The sequence below is a fragment of the Nitrobacter sp. MLSD-S21 genome (genome assembly GCF_058809865.1).
The window spans coordinates 169,752-185,713 of sequence record NZ_JBXASZ010000001.1; the positions used below are offsets into that span (position 1 = coordinate 169,752).

The following is a 15,962-nucleotide window of genomic DNA, read 5'->3' on the forward strand; positions in this document are numbered from 1 at the left end:
GTGATTCCGGCTTCGTATGTCACATTTTCCAGATGATCCGCGCATCAAAACCAGTCCAGACCGCGGATTACGGAGGAATGGAGCGTTATCGGGGAACCGGCCCGTCACTTCGCCGATAGCGCAGCCTTCAAGGAGGTTGAGATGGTCACGAAGCATGACGTGCAGTCCCGCGGCGTTTCGGATGATTTTCGTAAGCAAGTGCTCGGCTATGGCCTGACGACGGCCGAGATCCTGTACCGCCGCCCCGATCGCCAGTGGTTATTGCAGAGCTACGTCTGGCAGAATTACGACATGTTCCCGAAATTTCCGGTGTTGTGCGACTTCCTCGCTTTTTGGGAGAAGCAACTCGATGGACCGCTGGTTTCGGTGACGGTCGCGCATTCGAGGCTGATCAAGCCTGCTGAATTGCGCGCGGTGGATGGCGTGTTCTGTCTGCATTGAGGGCCTTGACGATGGAGCGCTGCGGCCTCTGTTGTTGCGCAGTCAAGGCGCACGTCTTGACGCTGGCGCGGCTGCGCGTCATGTGATGATCCCGAATGCGCGCCGTACGCTCCGCAATGATGCGGCGGGTTCGCCATGAAGCGGCAGGTTCCGGGCGAGGGACAAGTACCTGCTGACGGCGAGGAGAGGTGATGGGTGATATTGTCACCGCGGGCGTTTTAGTGATCGGAGACGAAATCTTGTCCGGCCGGACGAAGGACAAGAACATCGGATTCATTGCGGAATACCTGACCAATATCGGAATTGACCTCAAGGAGGTACGCATCGTTGCCGACAATGAGTCCGATATCGTCGCGGCGTTGAACGCGCTTCGCGCGCGTTACACCTACGTCTTCACGACCGGAGGCATCGGCCCCACGCATGACGACATCACCGCCGACAGTATCGCGAAAGCCTTGGACGTCAGCATCGATTATCATCCCGAGGTGGTGGCGCGTTTCAAGGAGCGTTACCAGAAGCCCGGCGAGTTGAATGAGGCGCGGTTGCGGATGGCGCGCCTTCCCCGGGGGTCCGAACCGATTCAGAGCGCAACCATTCTGGCGCCCGGTTTCAGGATCGGCAATGTCATTGTCATGGCGGGAGTGCCATCGATCATGCAAGCGATGATGGATATCGTCGCGCCGTCGCTGCAGGTGGGCGAGCGGATGCTGTCGGAATCGGTGCGCGGCAATTGCCGGGAAGGTGACATCGGCACGCCGCTGCGCGAGATCGCCGAGGCGCACCCGGACACCACCATCGGCAGTTATCCCTTCCTCGACGAAAACGGCAAGCCGAACACGAGCCTTGTGGTGCGATCCCGCGATCAGGCCAAGCTGACGGCGGCAATGGACGCAATCAGAGCGATGCTGACGGCACTCAAAGTGCCTCAGTAAATGGCCCATCGGTTTGGCGTCTCGCACTCAGACCAAAAATTCTGGATATGATGAGCGAGATTTCTGCTCTTGCAAAAAGACTTGTGACGGAAACCACCAAGTGACTGCTAACAAAACGCCCAACAAGGCTTTTCCGGTGTCCTGGGACCAGTTTCATCGTGACTGCCGCGCGCTGACCTGGCGGCTGAACGAGACAGGACCCTTCCATGCAGTGGTCGCTATCACCCGCGGTGGTCTCGTCCCGGCAGCGATCGTGGCGCGCGAACTCGGCGTCCGCGTGATCGACACGGTGTGTGTCACAAGCTACGACCATATCCGCAAAGGCGAACTGAAAGTGCTGAAAGGCATCTCAGATGCGACCGCGAAACTCGGCGGCGGCACCGGCAAGGATCTTCTGATTGTCGACGATCTTGTCGATACCGGCGCTACAGCGCGAGTCGTGCGGAGCATGATTCCGGACGCACATTTCGCTACCGTCTACGCCAAGCCCCTCGGCAAACCGTTGGTTGACACGTTTATCACCGAGGTTTCGCAGGACACCTGGATTTATTTCCCGTGGGATCTCGACCTTGCCTTCGCCCCGCCGTTGCGTGACGGCGCAGCATAGAATTCTTCATCGTTCTCGCCGGCAACAGGTCAAGAAAACTCACGTCATGGTTCGAAAGGTTCATGCATCCTTTGCAAAACCGTGTCATGCCTTCAGGCGACATTGTCGCGGTGTCGCAGCGCGGCGCCTTCACCGGCAACCGTGGAATCATTCACGATCCGGCGGACACCGCCCGTGCTTCCATTGCCGGCGCGCGGATGCAAATGCGTTTCGTGCCGCGTGGAAACGAGGCAATCGTGCCCGCTATGCGTCAGCGCCTTCAATAGACGCAGTTCTTCACGTGGAACGGCTCGATGGCCGCACGAAGCGACTGCATTCGCTTTCGATGCCGATCAACGAATTGCCGGACGGAGCGATGGTGCGCGCGGGTGAACAAAATTATTTGATTGTGGGTGCACGACCGTTGCTGTGGAGCTTTGATGGCTATTGCGAGGCGAGCTTGCCGCTTGCAGGCCCCCGGTTGATCACGCCACCATCCACCATGCGCGCATTGCAGGCCGGCTATCGTGTGAAGCTGCATGAAAGTGTGACGATTCAATCCTATTGATCAATGTTGTGACATCATGTCCGCCTTCACGTTGATCTTGAGCCATAGTTGACAAGACAGGGATGGTCGGGCCAAGCCGTGGCACGAAAATAAAGGAAGCAGTCCATGATCGAATTCTTCTTCGATTGCTCCAGTCCCTGGACCTATCTCGCTTTCCACAACATCCAGCCGCTGGCAAAGGAGTTCGGTGAGCAGATTTCGTGGCGGCCGGTTTTGGTCGGCGGAATATTCAATGCCATCAACCCGAGCGTCTATGCCTCGCGGGAAAATCCGGTGGCGGCGAAGGTTCGCTACATGAAGAAAGATCTCGCGGATTGGGCGCGGTTGGCGGGACTTGCGATCAAGATACCGCCGACTGTGTTCCCCGTAAACAGCATCAAAGCCATGCGCGGCTGTCTCTGGCTTGGCAACGACGCGATGGTGCCGTTCGCCAGATCGGTGTTTGAAGCCTATTGGCGCGATGACAAGGACATCTCGCGTGAGCCGGTGCTGGCCGAGATTTGCAGGTCGCTCGACATCGACCCTGAAAAGCTTCTGACCGGCATTGGAGATGAGGGCATCAAGAACGAACTCAAGGCTAATACCGACGAGGCGATCGCGCGTGGCGCGTTCGGATCGCCGACGATCTTTCTTAGCAAGACCGATATGTATTTCGGCAACGACCGCCTGCCGCTTGTCCGCGAGGCGCTGCAACGAAAGAGCGCTGCGTAACACCCGCGACGCTTTTTTGTTATTTTTGTTTCTCCGTTGGAGCGAGAAACGTGCGAGCGCGCGTAACCAGTCGAATCTGCTCGGAGTTGTTAATTCGCATCGCCGCGACCAACTCGATCACCTTCTCGGCCTCCTTCAGCCTGGTTTCGGCGGCGATGCGACGCCTTCCTTCGTGGCCGAGTTGCTCGCCGATAGATCGGTGAGATTGATCCAATGCATCCCATTCCGCTTTGGCATTGCTCAGTGCCTGGATCTGGGCTTCGATGAGGTCGGCAGCTGCTTCACAAGCTTTTGCGGCATCCTTCACGACGACGCCGTGCCAAAGCTCGGTGAGGTTTCTCTGGTAGCCGTCCTTGAGCATCTCGGCGTCTTGCCGCAACCGCTCCACCAGGTTGGTCACATCGTCGGTTGGGATCATGGGTTCGTCTCCTGCCTCATTTCATCACCGAGTGAACGCATTTGCAGAACGCGCGAGCTGTTTTGCAATACCGCCATTGCATTTCCCCACTAAGTGTTTGAAAAGAAAGCGCACAGGCATGGCGGAATCGGTAAACGCAAGGGACTCAAATCACTGCCCCCATGGCGAAACTGGTAGACGCAACAGACTTAAAATCTGTAGTCCCGTCAGGGACGTACCCGTTCGACTCGGGTTGGGGGCACCACTTCTTAGACCCGCGTTGGCTCTGCTGAAAGAAGGACGCCCGGTGAGGGGCAGGGGATCGATGGCTGGCGAAATTTTACTCTGCCCGTAAGCGCACCGGTGACAGCGAAAATCTGGAGATAGGACAGGTGACCGATTATCGAGTCTACATCCTCAACGACAAGGGCCACATCCAGAGCGACACGCTCATAGTGAAAGCGGATGACGCTCAGGCGATCGAAGCTGCAAAGAAAATAGTGGGCGTTCGTCACGTGGAAATATGGGACGGGGAGCGCTTGGTCGGGCGTTTCAAAACGACGCCTGATAGTTAGTCCGCGGCCCTAATCAGGCCGCTCTGTTGCTTAGGATAAGCTCGCATGACCCAGCATCAGCGTCATATCGTTACGCCGATCGATCCGGTGAAGCTGGATCGTCTCGCGGAAGTCGCGGTCAAGGTCGGCCTGCAACTTGCGCCGGGACAGGATCTTTTAATCACCGCGCCCGCGGTGGCGCTGCCTCTGGTGCGGCGGATCGCCGAACATGCCTACAAGGCAGGGGCGGGGCTGGTGACGCCATTTTTCTCCGATGACGACATCACGTTGTCACGCTACAGGTTCGGGCCGGACGCGAGTTTCGATCGTGCCGCCAGCTGGCTCTATGAGGGCATGGCGAAAGCATTCGCGGCCAACACCGCGCGGCTCGCCGTGGTCGGCGACAATCCGATGCTGCTGTCGGGTGAGGATGCAGCGAAAGTCGCCCGCGCCAACAAGGCGAATTCCATGGCCTACCAGCCGGCGCTTGAGAAGATTGTCGGTTTTGACATCAACTGGAATATCGTCGCTTATCCGGGTACAGCGTGGGCAAGATTGATGTTTCCGGATGACAGCGTAGACGGCGCGGTGGCGAAACTTGCGGACGCGATTTTCTCCGCCTCGCGCGTCGACAACGATGATCCGATCGCGAACTGGACCGCACACAACGCGGCCCTGCGCCAGCGCACAGATTGGCTCAATAGCCAGCGCTTTCATGCTCTGCATTACTCCGGGCCAGGCACCGACCTCACGGTTGGCCTGGCCGACGGCCATGAATGGGTGGGCGGCGCTTCCGCGGCCAATAATGGCATCGTTTTCAACGCGAATATCCCGACCGAGGAGGTTTTTACCACTCCTCATGCATTGCGGGTCGAGGGGCGCGTCCGAAGCACTAAGCCGCTGTCGTATCAAGGCACATTGATAGACGAGATCGCCGTCCGCTTCGAGCAGGGTCGCATCGTCGAGGCCAAGGCGTCGCGCGGCGCCGACGTGCTCAACAAGGTGCTGGATACGGATGAGGGCGCGCGGCGGCTCGGAGAGGTCGCGTTGGTGCCGCATTCCTCGCCGATTTCGAAAAGCGGCTTGTTATTCTATAACACGTTGTTCGACGAGAACGCGGCGTGCCACATCGCACTCGGCCAATGCTATTCGAAGTGCTTCGTCGATGGCGAGAAGCTGTCGCCGGAGCAGATCGCGGCGCAAGGCGGCAACAAGAGCTTCATTCACATCGACTGGATGATCGGGTCAGGCGAGACCGATATTGATGGCATCAGCAGCGACGGCAGTCGTGTCCCAGTCTTTCGCAAGGGCGAGTGGGCGTGAACCGCCAACGCCTGATCGCACGAGCGGCCTCAATGCCGTCACGAGCCGGTGCTTTTTGGCAGTTCGGCGGGCGCTTGGCTCGGCTTGAATGGGGAACAATGCCCAACCGGATCGGCCGTCGTCGGCGGTTACCCGTGTTCATTACTCTGCTGATCATGGGCGGCGGTCTTGGCGGTTGCGCCAATCTCGGCGACGGTGCCGTCTCGGGCGCATTCGTCGATCCCGCGACGTATGATCTCTATGATTGCCCGCAGCTTGATGCGCAGCGCAAATCTCTGGCGGTGCGCACGGCAACGTTGCAGGGGTTGATCGAAAAGGCTCATACGGGTGTCGCGGGTGCCGCCGTTGCCGAAGTAGCGTATCGCAACGACTACATTACCACTCGTGCCTCGGCTAAACTTGCCGACGAAACGTGGCGACGGAACGGGTGTGACGCGGCTTCGACCGCGCAGCAGACGCCGGCGAGCGAGCCCCGCGTTGCACCGAGGCGCTCCGACGGCGCCGTTAAATGATCTCCGACGATCGGCCCAACGACGGACAGCGATGAGCCAGAGTCCGCTCGGTTCAGGGCTGCCAGCTATAGATCCACTCCTGACGCGCCAGCATACGCTGCGGTCCCATCGCCCTGATGGCAAGATCGCGCGCCAAAGCGGCGACACCTCGGAGATGGTAGATTCGCCCATTCAGTTGTGCGGTCTCTTGGACACGCGCAACGCGCGCGCGACGTAGCCTGGTATAACGCGCAAGTGCAGCCGCGACGCCCTCGGCGTTTTCGTTCGCGGCTTCGCCGAGACACTGCGCCAGAACCGCGGCATCCTCGATCGCCATACCCGCACCCTGCGCAACGAACGGCAGCATCGCATGGGCTGCATCGCCAAGCAGGGCGGTTGTATCGCGGTGCCACGCAGCCATCGGCGGAATTGTGAACAGCGCCCATTTGTGCCAACGGTTCACGGCGTCGATCATCACGTGCGCCGGTTCAGGCCAGTGCGCTTGTGCGAACGTGCGTTTGATATCCGCAGTATCTCCGGCAGCGTTCCCGCCGGGCTGATTCCAGCCGCCCGGCACGATTGCGATCAAGTTGATCTGGTCCCCGCCTGACATCGGATATGTCACGAGATGCGCATCCGGACCCATCCAGAGCTGTATGCGCGGCGCGGTCATGTCGTGCGGCAACTGTGCTGCCTCCACGGTCCCGCGCCACGCAATTAGGCCGGAAAACAGCGGAGCAGCGTCCGGAAAAAGCCGACTGCGCAAAGCGGACCACACGCCGTCGGCGCCTATAAGCGCCCACGCGGTCTCCTGAGCGCCAGCCGTATCGTCGCATACAGTTGCCTTGGCGCCGATGGCGAACGCGGCTGCGTCTTCAACCCTGGCGCCGAGACGCAATTCGATATCAGGATGGTCGTGAACCTGTTCCAGCAGCGCGGCCTGCAGTTCGGCGCGATGCATCACCCAATAGGGCGCGCCGGCGCGCAACGCGGCTGTCTCGCCAAGCGGGATACGGCAGATCTCGTCGCCGTGCCGCGCACTCATGATGCTGACAGCTTCTGGCGCGAGCGCGCGGGCGGATAGCCGCGCATGCAAGCCGAGTTCGATCAGGACGCGGGTTGCGTTCGGCGAAAGTTGCAGCCCCGCGCCGACCCCTTCGAGGCGTTCAGCGGTTTCGATGATAAGGACACGACAACCCTTCGCCGCCAGCGCAAGCGATGCCGTCAAGCCTCCGATTCCGGCGCCGGCGACAACGACGGTGCGTGACCGTGACCGTGTCACAGGCGGATCAGGCCGCCTTGTCCCTTACCACGCACTCTGGGGGACGGGACTGTCCGGCGCCGAGATCGGCCGCGAAACGGTACAGTGTCGAGCAATACGGGCAGATGACTTCGCTATCGTTGCCGAGATCAAGAAAGACGTGCGGATGATCGAATGGTGGATTGGCCCCGACGCACATGAATTCCTGCGAGCCGATTTCAATAACGGCGACGCCGGAATCGTTATGGAAGTGGGGGACTACGTGATCAGACATGCTTTCCACCTCAAGTCGTTGCGAGACATTGACGCGCCCATAACGCAACGAGATCGCGCGGCACCATACTGGCCGGCGCTTCGAATTCCTAGAGCATTTTCGCTTTTGATTGAATCAGAAGCTAAGCTCTAGATTGTTGTTTTGACGCGTTTTCTTCACGCGGACCGTGATCCATGTCGCTCGAAAACAGCGCTCGCCGGAAACAGATTTGCAAATTTTGGCAGTCCGTTATCCATGCAAATTCGACATATTCCTGTCGTTTGAGAGAAGTCCTTTTTTGATCGGAAAAGCTGTGCTTGAAAGGCGGCATGCGACGGCAAATTGGCAGCGCGATAACGGCAGCCGCGGTGTGTGCAACAGCGTTCGCTGTGTTGTTGCCACGCGCCACGGATGCCGGCGCCATGCTGATCGCGCAGGATGACCCCGTGCAGCTTGCCGATCTTCAGCTGGAATCCGCACTTCGAAACGATCCTGCGCTGATCGGGCGGAACGTCGAGGCGGCGCTAGCGGCGCAGGATCCAGATCTTGGAAACAGCTTCGTCGATCTTGCGGCGGCCAAGGGAATGCCGATCCCGGACAAACTGTCTCAACGCGTCACCGAGGCCGTCGGAGAAGAAAATTCCAGCCAAGGTATCGCAACGAGATTCTTCTCTGGGCTTGTCACAGGCAATGCCGTCGACGGGGCCAGTCTTTCGGGCACGCTCACCGGCGACCTTTGCGTATTTGGTGATGTCCGGGACATCGTGCGGGAGGGCAGGCATCTGGCGATGGGCGAGGATACCGACCGGCTGCTTCTGGGGCTCGCCGCGGCAGGCGTCCTCGTGACGGGGGCCACTTTCGTGACCGTTGGCGGCGCAGCACCGGTCCGAGTCGGACTGACGCTTGTTAAGGATGCCAGGAAGGCTGGGCGGCTCGGTGAAGGCCTGAGCCGATGGGCAGGTCGTTCGGCGCGCGAGATGGTCGACATGCGGCAACTGCAAAATGCGGTCGCTGCGGGGTCGCTGGCGCGGCCGCGTCAGACAGCCGTCGCGATCAGGGCCGCGATCCGCGCCGAGAAGGCCGGCGGACTGGTGCGGCTCGCCAAGGATGTTGGCCGCATCGGTGAAAAGACCGGGACGCGCGGCGCGCTCGACATGTTACGGATCGCTCAAGGGCCAAAAGATGTCACCCGCGCTGTGCGGCTCGCCGAGGCCAAAGGCGGACAGACCCGCGCCATCATCAAGATTCTGGGCCGGGGTGCGCTGCTACTCACGACCGGCGCGTTCAATCTGGCGATGTGGGTGCTTAGCGCGGTTTTCGCGCTGTTTGGTTTTCTGTCATCGATCAAGGCCACGACCGAGCGCCTGACGCTCTCATGGCTGCAACGTTCAAAAATCAGGCGTCTGCGTCGGCTGTCCGCCGCGCCGTCGCCGACGTAAACGTCTCATCGATCGTTGCTAGCCATCCCGTCTCCATCCAGATCACGGAAGCGCTGATGCCGAGCTTTCATCACGGCGATGTTGAAATTGCCTACCTCGACGAGGGCGATGGCGATCCCATCGTTCTTGTGCACGGCTTTGCGTCGAGCAAGAACGTGAACTGGGTGTATCCGACCTGGGTGTCGGAATTGCGCAAAAACGGATTCCGGACAATCGCGTTTGACAACCGCGGCCACGGCGATTCCAGCAAGCTCTACGATCCGGAAGACTATCACATCGGCACGATGGCGAGCGACATCACGGCGTTGATGGATCATCTTGCCATCGCGCGCGCGGATGTCATGGGATATTCGCTCGGCGCCAGGATGATGGGAATTCTGGCGCGAACTCGGCCTGAACGGGTGCGCTCCGGAATTTTCGGCGGTCTGGGTATCGGACTGATTAAGGGGGGCGGTCCGGGCGAAAGCGTAGCCAGGGCGCTGGAGGCACCGTCGCTGGATGACGTGACCGATCCGTTCGGCCGGACGTTCCGGGTCTTTGCCGATCAGACCCGATCTGATCGACGCGCCCTGGCGGCGTGTTTGCGCGGATCACGGCGGCTGATGACGGAAGCTGAAGTCGCCGGCATCGAGGTGCCAACGCTGATAGCGGTCGGCACGAAAGACGAGATCGCAGGATCGGCGCAGGAGCTAGCGGACGTGATCCCCGGTGCGGAGGTGTTGAACATTCCCAACCGCGACCACATGCGTGCTGTGGGAGACAAGGTCTACAAGGAAGGCGTGCTGAGATTTCTGTCACGCCGGCCGTGAAGCCAACCGTAGCGACTGGCGAGGAACCTCGCCGCCGCGATCAGCACCACGAACGTTGCGATCCAGACCATGCGCGCGCCGTAGCGGTCGTGGGGGCCTGATATAACGCCGCAGATAAACGCATTACCGAGCAATGCCACGCAAACCGTCGCTGCAAGAAGTTCGACGTCGTCGATACGCCGCCGCCATAACGCCGTCAGCGCGATCGCAGCGAGCAACAGCATCGAGGCGAGCGCGACCGGGACGTGAATCCAGTTAATGGCCGTGAATTTGATATTCCAGTGCTGCTGCTGCGCGGCGCGCATAGCCTTCACCTGCTCTGGCAAATAGCGTTCGATGATGCCGTAGGTGTGCGGGATCCATCCGGTATTGCCTTCGCCGGTGCTGACTTCCACGAGTTGCTCTGCCGTTGCTTCGGCCGCAGCTTCGGCCTGCCAGAGAGGGTAGGCGACCAGTGCATGCGTGGCGATGAATTCCATCTCGCCGTTCATCCCCTCGAAGCGGCCGAGTTTGTCGAATATGGTGTCATTGCCCCAAAGGAAATCATCCGCTGTTGCCGGCAGTTGATTGCGGTAGGGGCAGAGCTTCAACTTGATCTTGTCGCAGTGGTCGTTGAGATAGCGTGCGACGATGCCGTCCTGCATCATGCGTCCGAACGAGACGGAGGCGCCACCGGGCGTCCAGGCAAGCCGGCCTGTCAAAAAGACATTGGCAGCCAGTAGCATGGCCGCGCCGGCAAGGATCGTCAGGGAACCCTGAACCAGCCCTGTGATCTGAAGCCTTGGGCCGAGCAATGGCTTGACGATCCACCCCGCACAACACAGTCCCAACAGGACCCCGAACGTCGCTGTGTGGCTCGCCGCCGCGAAGGACGTAAACAGAAACAGCGAGATCTTCTCGACGATCGAAAGCTTGCCGTTATGCACCACGAGGATGTAGAGCGCGAGCACCGCCAGCCCCGCGAAAATGTCGGTTAGCAGCATGCTGGCGAGCCACGGTAGCGCGGTAGCCGTGATGAGGATCAGGGCGATTGCGAGAAGCCGCAATGGCTGCGCCATGTTGAGCACGCGCAAGGTCAAATGCAGGATCCACAGCGTCAGCAGCGCCTGGCATACCAAATTGATCCAGAAGTACGAGCCCTGTCCCAAATGAAGGTAGATGCCATACGCGTTCGAACGGCTGATCTCGAGATGGCCTTCATACCATCGCGCCAGATAGCCGCCCGTATCATATTGAAGCAGCGGATAGCCGTTCCAGATCGCTGGAGCGAGCAAAAGTACGGGAATGACGACGGCCGCGATCCAGCCCCACGGTATTTCCGCGTCACGCGTGTGTAAGACCGGGGTCGAAATGGACGTGTTCTCCGGTGGGCGGCGCATCATTCCACCTATTGAGTGTTTCGTCGCACATGCATAATTTATTTGACGTAAATTAGTCCGACGTTGGCCTGAACGATGAAGATTTCCGATCCGTTTGGTGGCGCCGGGCCTCTCTCAGGGACCGAATATAGTACGAAGATTCAAGCCCTTAGATCGGTTAACCCTAGACGGGCTAAATGAATATTCTCTGAACATCAAGGACAACGACCCCGCAACATGTTAAACTGCGGGGCAAAATCGAGGTTGCGAGACGACCATGGCGATCCAGCACGTCAATTCGCAGAATCCGAAACTTGCTGCGCTCGATCCGATCTGGGATCGCATCCGCAGCGAGGCCGAAGACATCGTTCGCCGCGAACCTGAGCTGGCGGCCTTTATCTATTCGTCCGTTCTTCATCATGATCGGCTTGAGGCTGCGGTGGTGCATCGCGTCGCAGGGCGGCTGGACCATTCGGCCTTGTCAGGCGACCTGATCCGCCAGACCTTCGATGAGGCGCTCCGCGACGATCCCGATATCGGCAACGCGTTCCGCGCCGATCTGGTGGCGGTGTTCGACCGCGACCCCGCGACGTCGCGGTTCATCGATCCGCTGCTCTACTTCAAAGGCTTTCATGCCATCCAGACCCACCGCCTCGCGCACTGGCTCCAAAAGAAAGGCCGCAAGGATTTTGCTTATTACCTGCAGAGCCGTTCTTCCTCGGTGTTCCAGGTCGACATCAATCCCGCCGCCAAAATCGGCCGTGGAATTTTCCTCGATCATGCGACCGGCTTCGTCGTCGGTGAGACCGCGGTCATTGAGGACGACGTGTCGATCCTGCATGGCGTGACGCTCGGTGGTACCGGCAAGGAAAATGAGGACCGCCATCCGAAGATCCGCCACGGCGTAATGATCGGCGCCGGCGCGAAAATCCTTGGCAACATTGAGGTCGGACATTGCGCGCGCATCGCGGCCGGATCGGTCGTCGTGAAACCGGTGCCGCACAATGTCACCGTCGCAGGCGTCCCAGCCAGAACGGTCGGTCCGGCCGGCTGCTCGGAGCCCTCGCGCACGATGAACCAGATGCTGAATGCGACACCAGAATCATAAGCTTGCCAGCGTTCTTTCGAATCTGAAGTTCGCGGGGGCGCAGTGCAGCGGCGAACTTGGCTGCAAACACCGACGACCCGAAAATAGGAATCGATTTTCGGACGAGATAATGCGTGATTAAGGATACGGCGAGAGCAATGATTCCAACCCGAAAGGCCGCGCCAGCGCAAAGTGGAAACCGGTTTCGGACAAGATCGTGCTCAATCGAAAGATTTAAAGCAAAGTTTATTCAACGCAGCTGATCGGACCCCGGAGTCAGAACTCTGCGGAGTTGAATGAGACTCTAGAACCCTGCGAACCCTCACATCTGGAGACTGCCGTGAACGTTCAGGAAGTCAGGAAACTCGACGCCTACCTCAAGCGTGTGTTCGGCAACCCCAGGATTCGAGTGGTGCCGCGTCCAAAGAAGGACGACTCGGCCGAGGTCTATATCGGCGAGGAGTTTATTGGCGTGCTATTCGTCGATGACGAGGACGACGATCGCTCGTTTCAGTTTCAGATGGCTATTCTTGAGGAGGATTTGGCCGACGTCGGTTAATTGTCGAAGCTAGTTTTGCAGCGGGTGTAGTTGCTGCACGAGCTGCTCCATCCCACCGGCAACGTCGCGCCATTCTGTTAGCCATTGCCGTGGAAAGCGGAACGTCAGGTCGGCGCTTCCGATCCGGCGTTCGCTCAGGCACATGCCCGGCGTCATAGCATCGCGGGTACATCGCGCCACTAGCGCGGGCGTCTGCGCTATGAGTAGATCTTCGCCCGCATACGGCGTTCCGTCGCGGAATGCACGTATCGATAGTCCGTCCTGAGACGGTGTGTGAGTAGCATCAAGATAACGCGGATAGATGGTACGCACGAGGATATCGGGTGCCAGCGAATCGTGATGGGCGGCAATCGACAGGAAGACGCGGTCGATCGGCTGCGGTCCATCTTCGACGGTCTCGGCGGTGACATGTCTCGGCGCATCCGGCGTTGCCAGCGAAGGATAAAGGAAATTCAGATCGATGCGCTCCTGCGGCCCCGAATGTCTCTGAATTTTCACACGGAAGGCGTGCTTCGGCACATTGAACACGGTTTGCCCGATGCTGACCGGCAATCGCTCATTGTTGTCAGGCACTTTGGGAGTCCAGGTTGGCCACAACAAATAGGCGACTGCAGTGATCGCGGGCATCGCGATCATCACGGCTGCGAGTAGCGGGATCAGATGACCGGCCGGCGGTTTCCCGCGCGACCGGCGCGGGGCGGACGACAGCATGGCCATGCGACAGACATTTCCGAAAGGACGAATCAGCCGCGACTATGCCACGCAATGTGGAGTTTGCATGCGAGGTCAGCCGTACTGTGCCGGCGCGCAAGGTTGGTACGCGTGCGTCGCGTTAACCCTTTCTTAAGGATAAGGTGGCGAGGCAAGCGGCATTTTGCGAAGGAGGGAACGCCGTAATCGTGAACGGATGCCCTTTTCGATGTCGCCGGATACGTTGAATTCCTTCTTTTCCCTGTGCATCGGATTCGCCATCGCAGGCGCGCTCGCCAGTGGCTATCAGGCATTTGTCAAACGCCCCGCCGGCTTCGGATTGCTACAGCAGGGTGTTGTTGCCAGGGCATTTGCTGCGGTTCCATTCCTGGTCTTCGCTGCGCCCTTCATCATCATGCGCAATACACTTCGCGGACGACGCATCGAGCGGCGCCGTTTTGAGTTCGTCATGATGGCGACCGTGATCGCGGGTTTCTGGAGCCTGATGTCTGGCACCTGCGTGGTCATGACGCTGAAGGCGGTCGGGTTGCTCGCCTAAGCGCCGCCGTGGCATTGTCGCCGCTAGCTGGCAGGAGGCGTAATGGCGATTTACGAACTCGATGGGCAAGTGCCCGACCTGCCGGAAAGCGGGCGCTATTTCATCGCCGAAACCGCCGCGGTAATCGGCAGGGTTCGCCTCCGCGACAATGCGAGCGTGTGGTTCGGTGCGGTGCTGCGCGGCGATAACGAATGGATCGAAGTTGGAGAGGGGTCCAACGTTCAGGACGGATGCACCTGCCATACCGACGAGGGATTTCCGCTGACGATAGGAAGCAACTGCACGATCGGCCATAACGTTATTCTGCACGGCTGCACCATCGAAAATGGTGCGCTGATCGGTATGGGTTCGATCGTCATGAACGGCGCGCGGGTCGGTCGCGGCTGCATCGTCGGCGCGGGCGCGCTCATTACCGAAGGCAAGCAGTTTGCGGAGTACTCTCTCATTGTCGGCGCGCCGGCGCGCGTGACCCGCACGCTTAAACCTTCCGAGATCGAGGCGATGGGAAGCGGCGCGAAATTCTACGCCGCGAACGGCCTGCGCTTCGGAAAGGGCCTGAAGCGAATCGGCTGAAATCCTCGGTGGAACCCGCTGACGAAAGTTGCAAAAAGCCGTGGTCGTCGCCTATTCCTTGGGCTAGATGTGGGCGCCGATAACAGGCTGGAGAAATGCAGCGATGCGGGCGTTTCGATGTGCGGGCGTTTTGACATTTGCAATTGCGATTGCGTCGGGCGGAATCGTTCTGATCGATGCTCCGGCCACAGCAGCGGCCCAAACCGCGGAGAAAACCATGACAACAGCATCGGGTTTGCAGATCACGGACACCAAAGTTGGGGAGGGCCCTTCGCCTCAGCCGGGCCAGGTTTGCATCATGCATTACACCGGCTGGCTCTATAAGGACGGGCAAAAAGGTGACAAGTTCGACAGTTCGGTGGACCGCAACGAGCCCTTCGAGTTTCCAATCGGAAAGCGTCGCGTGATCGCAGGCTGGGACGAAGGCGTCGCCTCTATGAAGGTCGGCGGCAAGCGCACGCTGATCATTCCGCCGGAGCTCGGTTACGGAGCGCGCGGCGCTGGTGGTGTCATTCCGCCCAATGCAACGTTGATTTTTGACGTCGAGCTGCTCGGCCTGAAAGGCTGAGCCGCTTCGCGCGGCCGTCGCGCGGTAGCGCACAGAACCGTTCTTGGCCTTATAGGGTGCGCTGAAGCTTTCCTTAAAAAGGGGTGCGGCCAGCCTTTTGGGGGAAGGCTGGCCGCGCGCGAGCCGGTCTGGGGACGGGGAGGGGTATGACCGGGTCGCGGGTCTCTTATTGTTGTTTATCGAGAACTGGCCGTCGCGACCGCCGGGTGGTTATCGTCCAGCGCAACCCAGACATCGGGGTCGCTTTGCGATTGTCGTTTCATGAAGCGGTAGCCGGTCTTCATCCAGGCCAGGACGTCTTCATTCTGATTGTCGAGAATGAACTCCCCCTTGTCTGTTTTAACGGTCAGGACGGCATGGCCATCGCCCTGCTTGTCGCGGACCACCGTGACCAGCAACGCCTCACGCGGCCACCCAGCGTCGATCAGCATCTTGCGCTTCAACAGGACGTAGTCTTCGCAATCCCCGTGGCCGTCGGTGGGAAGCGACCACTTTTCGACGACGCCCCAATGATCCTTGTCCGTCATCGGTTTGACGGTTTCGTTGACCCAGCGGTTGACCTTCAGGAGATCGCGCCAGGCGTCAGGCGTTAAGACGATATCACGCGGCTGCGTTGCGCCGGCGTGGCATTCCTTCGGATTGTCGCTGCAGAATTCAACCCAACCGATCGGCGCCCGAGTGGTGTCGCCGAGACTCGCATAGAGCTTTTCTGCTTCCGCGGCCCCCGCTGGCGTTGCCATTCCCCACAGGATGGCGCCAACCACCGCCAGTCCCATTCCCTGACCCCTGTTGAGCATTGTGGC

The 15,962-nt window shown here is 59.7% G+C and carries 20 protein-coding genes, 1 tRNA gene and 1 pseudogene; 16 read left to right on the plus strand and 6 right to left on the minus strand.

Going from position 1 to position 15,962, the window contains the following annotated elements; translation table 11 throughout:
- Positions 1-141 precede the first annotated feature (141 nt).
- From AC1RT6_RS00770 to AC1RT6_RS00790, 5 genes and pseudogenes are all read left to right on the plus strand, one after another.
- Positions 142-441: an usg protein gene (locus tag AC1RT6_RS00770; RefSeq protein ID WP_079447227.1), complete on the plus strand. Its 300-nt coding sequence runs from the start codon at positions 142-144 to the stop codon at positions 439-441.
- Positions 442-632: 191 nt separating this feature from the next.
- Complete coding sequence (locus tag AC1RT6_RS00775) at positions 633-1,373, plus strand: competence/damage-inducible protein A (protein WP_079447226.1); 741 nt, start codon at positions 633-635, stop codon at positions 1,371-1,373.
- 100 nt (positions 1,374-1,473) lie between these two features.
- The gene (gpt, locus tag AC1RT6_RS00780) at positions 1,474-1,980 is read left to right on the plus strand and encodes a xanthine phosphoribosyltransferase (RefSeq protein WP_079447225.1); all 507 of its coding nucleotides are present in this window, start codon (positions 1,474-1,476) and stop codon (positions 1,978-1,980) included.
- Positions 1,981-2,042: 62 nt separating this feature from the next.
- Positions 2,043-2,527 (plus strand): annotated as a pseudogene (locus AC1RT6_RS00785) (hypothetical protein).
- A 105-nt stretch (positions 2,528-2,632) separates the two neighbouring features.
- Entirely contained in the window at positions 2,633-3,238 is a 606-nt protein-coding gene (locus AC1RT6_RS00790) for a 2-hydroxychromene-2-carboxylate isomerase (RefSeq protein ID WP_079447224.1), read from the plus strand.
- A gap of 19 nt (positions 3,239-3,257) precedes the next feature.
- Here the strand turns inward: AC1RT6_RS00790 and AC1RT6_RS00795 are convergent, their stop codons facing one another.
- A complete protein-coding gene (locus AC1RT6_RS00795; RefSeq protein ID WP_493028907.1) occupies positions 3,258-3,599 on the minus strand; it encodes a hypothetical protein in 342 nt (113 codons plus the stop codon).
- Positions 3,600-3,811: 212 nt separating this feature from the next.
- On the opposite strand from AC1RT6_RS00795, the gene AC1RT6_RS00800 reads away from it, so the two are divergent.
- The 4 genes from AC1RT6_RS00800 to AC1RT6_RS00815 all read left to right on the plus strand — a co-directional run bounded on the left by AC1RT6_RS00800 (position 3,812) and on the right by AC1RT6_RS00815 (position 6,024).
- Positions 3,812-3,900 (plus strand) — tRNA-Leu (locus AC1RT6_RS00800).
- A 127-nt stretch (positions 3,901-4,027) separates the two neighbouring features.
- Positions 4,028-4,210 carry a hypothetical protein gene (locus AC1RT6_RS00805; protein WP_079447182.1) on the plus strand — a complete coding sequence of 61 codons (183 nt, stop codon included), beginning with the start codon at positions 4,028-4,030 and terminating at the stop codon, positions 4,208-4,210.
- Positions 4,211-4,255: 45 nt separating this feature from the next.
- Positions 4,256-5,512 (plus strand): aminopeptidase, encoded by a 1,257-nt coding sequence (locus AC1RT6_RS00810; protein WP_079447181.1) that lies wholly within the window; start codon positions 4,256-4,258, stop codon positions 5,510-5,512.
- Between the two features lie 98 nt (positions 5,513-5,610).
- Positions 5,611-6,024 (plus strand): twin-arginine translocation pathway signal, encoded by a 414-nt coding sequence (locus AC1RT6_RS00815; protein ID WP_079447203.1) that lies wholly within the window; start codon positions 5,611-5,613, stop codon positions 6,022-6,024.
- A 52-nt stretch (positions 6,025-6,076) separates the two neighbouring features.
- Here AC1RT6_RS00815 and AC1RT6_RS00820 read toward each other — a convergent pair whose 3' ends face one another.
- Together AC1RT6_RS00820 and AC1RT6_RS00825 are read right to left on the minus strand one after the other, a co-directional pair.
- Complete coding sequence (locus AC1RT6_RS00820; protein ID WP_472790219.1) at positions 6,077-7,231, minus strand: FAD-dependent monooxygenase; 1,155 nt, start codon at positions 7,229-7,231, stop codon at positions 6,077-6,079.
- Positions 7,232-7,292: 61 nt separating this feature from the next.
- On the minus strand, positions 7,293-7,538 hold the full coding sequence (locus AC1RT6_RS00825) for a zinc-finger domain-containing protein (RefSeq protein WP_079447202.1): 246 nt from the start codon (positions 7,536-7,538) through the stop codon (positions 7,293-7,295).
- Between the two features lie 308 nt (positions 7,539-7,846).
- Between AC1RT6_RS00825 and AC1RT6_RS00830 the strand changes: the two genes are divergently transcribed.
- Both AC1RT6_RS00830 and AC1RT6_RS00835 read left to right on the plus strand, forming a co-directional pair.
- Positions 7,847-8,956, plus strand: coding sequence for a hypothetical protein (locus tag AC1RT6_RS00830; RefSeq protein ID WP_472790217.1), 1,110 nt, complete (start codon positions 7,847-7,849; stop codon positions 8,954-8,956).
- 56 nt (positions 8,957-9,012) lie between these two features.
- Complete coding sequence (locus AC1RT6_RS00835) at positions 9,013-9,765, plus strand: alpha/beta fold hydrolase (RefSeq protein WP_079447200.1); 753 nt, start codon at positions 9,013-9,015, stop codon at positions 9,763-9,765.
- On the opposite strand, the gene AC1RT6_RS00840 is transcribed toward AC1RT6_RS00835, so the two are convergent.
- On the minus strand, positions 9,723-11,144 hold the full coding sequence (locus AC1RT6_RS00840) for a hypothetical protein (protein WP_079447201.1): 1,422 nt from the start codon (positions 11,142-11,144) through the stop codon (positions 9,723-9,725). The genes AC1RT6_RS00835 and AC1RT6_RS00840 overlap by 43 nt on opposite strands.
- A 256-nt stretch (positions 11,145-11,400) precedes the next feature.
- On the opposite strand from AC1RT6_RS00840, the gene cysE reads away from it, so the two are divergent.
- Together cysE and AC1RT6_RS00850 are read left to right on the plus strand one after the other, a co-directional pair.
- Positions 11,401-12,231 carry a serine O-acetyltransferase gene (gene cysE / locus AC1RT6_RS00845; RefSeq protein ID WP_079447178.1) on the plus strand — a complete coding sequence of 277 codons (831 nt, stop codon included), beginning with the start codon at positions 11,401-11,403 and terminating at the stop codon, positions 12,229-12,231.
- Positions 12,232-12,550: 319 nt separating this feature from the next.
- Complete coding sequence (locus tag AC1RT6_RS00850; RefSeq protein WP_079447176.1) at positions 12,551-12,769, plus strand: DUF3126 family protein; 219 nt, start codon at positions 12,551-12,553, stop codon at positions 12,767-12,769.
- Positions 12,770-12,778: 9 nt separating this feature from the next.
- On the opposite strand, the gene AC1RT6_RS00855 is transcribed toward AC1RT6_RS00850, so the two are convergent.
- Positions 12,779-13,486 (minus strand): hypothetical protein, encoded by a 708-nt coding sequence (locus tag AC1RT6_RS00855; protein ID WP_079447175.1) that lies wholly within the window; start codon positions 13,484-13,486, stop codon positions 12,779-12,781.
- Between the two features lie 202 nt (positions 13,487-13,688).
- Here AC1RT6_RS00855 and AC1RT6_RS00860 point away from each other — a divergent pair, with 202 nt between their 5' ends.
- The 3 genes from AC1RT6_RS00860 (at position 13,689) to AC1RT6_RS00870 (ending at position 15,159) form a co-directional block, all read left to right on the plus strand.
- Positions 13,689-14,018: a DUF6949 family protein gene (locus AC1RT6_RS00860; RefSeq protein WP_079447199.1), complete on the plus strand. Its 330-nt coding sequence runs from the start codon at positions 13,689-13,691 to the stop codon at positions 14,016-14,018.
- A 42-nt stretch (positions 14,019-14,060) separates the two neighbouring features.
- Complete coding sequence (locus tag AC1RT6_RS00865; RefSeq protein ID WP_079447174.1) at positions 14,061-14,591, plus strand: gamma carbonic anhydrase family protein; 531 nt, start codon at positions 14,061-14,063, stop codon at positions 14,589-14,591.
- 103 nt (positions 14,592-14,694) lie between these two features.
- On the plus strand, positions 14,695-15,159 hold the full coding sequence (locus tag AC1RT6_RS00870) for an FKBP-type peptidyl-prolyl cis-trans isomerase (protein ID WP_079447173.1): 465 nt from the start codon (positions 14,695-14,697) through the stop codon (positions 15,157-15,159).
- 176 nt (positions 15,160-15,335) lie between these two features.
- Here AC1RT6_RS00870 and AC1RT6_RS00875 read toward each other — a convergent pair whose 3' ends face one another.
- Positions 15,336-15,956: a transglutaminase-like cysteine peptidase gene (locus AC1RT6_RS00875; protein ID WP_079447172.1), complete on the minus strand. Its 621-nt coding sequence runs from the start codon at positions 15,954-15,956 to the stop codon at positions 15,336-15,338.
- Positions 15,957-15,962 lie beyond the last annotated feature (6 nt).

Coding starts and splice junctions, on each gene's coding strand:
- AC1RT6_RS00775 (WP_079447226.1), top strand. CDS start 633: ATGGGTGATATTGTCACCGCGGGCGTTTTAGTGATCGGAGACGAAATC.
- AC1RT6_RS00790 (WP_079447224.1), top strand. CDS start 2,633: ATGATCGAATTCTTCTTCGATTGCTCCAGTCCCTGGACCTATCTCGCT.
- AC1RT6_RS00860 (WP_079447199.1), top strand. CDS start 13,689: ATGTCGCCGGATACGTTGAATTCCTTCTTTTCCCTGTGCATCGGATTC.
- cysE (WP_079447178.1), top strand. CDS start 11,401: ATGGCGATCCAGCACGTCAATTCGCAGAATCCGAAACTTGCTGCGCTC.
- AC1RT6_RS00865 (WP_079447174.1), top strand. CDS start 14,061: ATGGCGATTTACGAACTCGATGGGCAAGTGCCCGACCTGCCGGAAAGC.
- AC1RT6_RS00795 (WP_493028907.1), bottom strand. CDS start 3,599: ATGCTCAAGGACGGCTACCAGAGAAACCTCACCGAGCTTTGGCACGGC.
- AC1RT6_RS00810 (WP_079447181.1), top strand. CDS start 4,256: ATGACCCAGCATCAGCGTCATATCGTTACGCCGATCGATCCGGTGAAG.
- AC1RT6_RS00855 (WP_079447175.1), bottom strand. CDS start 13,486: ATGGCCATGCTGTCGTCCGCCCCGCGCCGGTCGCGCGGGAAACCGCCG.
- AC1RT6_RS00825 (WP_079447202.1), bottom strand. CDS start 7,538: ATGTCTGATCACGTAGTCCCCCACTTCCATAACGATTCCGGCGTCGCC.
- AC1RT6_RS00770 (WP_079447227.1), top strand. CDS start 142: ATGGTCACGAAGCATGACGTGCAGTCCCGCGGCGTTTCGGATGATTTT.
- AC1RT6_RS00830 (WP_472790217.1), top strand. CDS start 7,847: ATGCGACGGCAAATTGGCAGCGCGATAACGGCAGCCGCGGTGTGTGCA.
- AC1RT6_RS00870 (WP_079447173.1), top strand. CDS start 14,695: ATGCGGGCGTTTCGATGTGCGGGCGTTTTGACATTTGCAATTGCGATT.
- AC1RT6_RS00835 (WP_079447200.1), top strand. CDS start 9,013: ATGCCGAGCTTTCATCACGGCGATGTTGAAATTGCCTACCTCGACGAG.
- AC1RT6_RS00875 (WP_079447172.1), bottom strand. CDS start 15,956: ATGCTCAACAGGGGTCAGGGAATGGGACTGGCGGTGGTTGGCGCCATC.
- AC1RT6_RS00815 (WP_079447203.1), top strand. CDS start 5,611: ATGCCCAACCGGATCGGCCGTCGTCGGCGGTTACCCGTGTTCATTACT.
- AC1RT6_RS00840 (WP_079447201.1), bottom strand. CDS start 11,144: ATGCGCCGCCCACCGGAGAACACGTCCATTTCGACCCCGGTCTTACAC.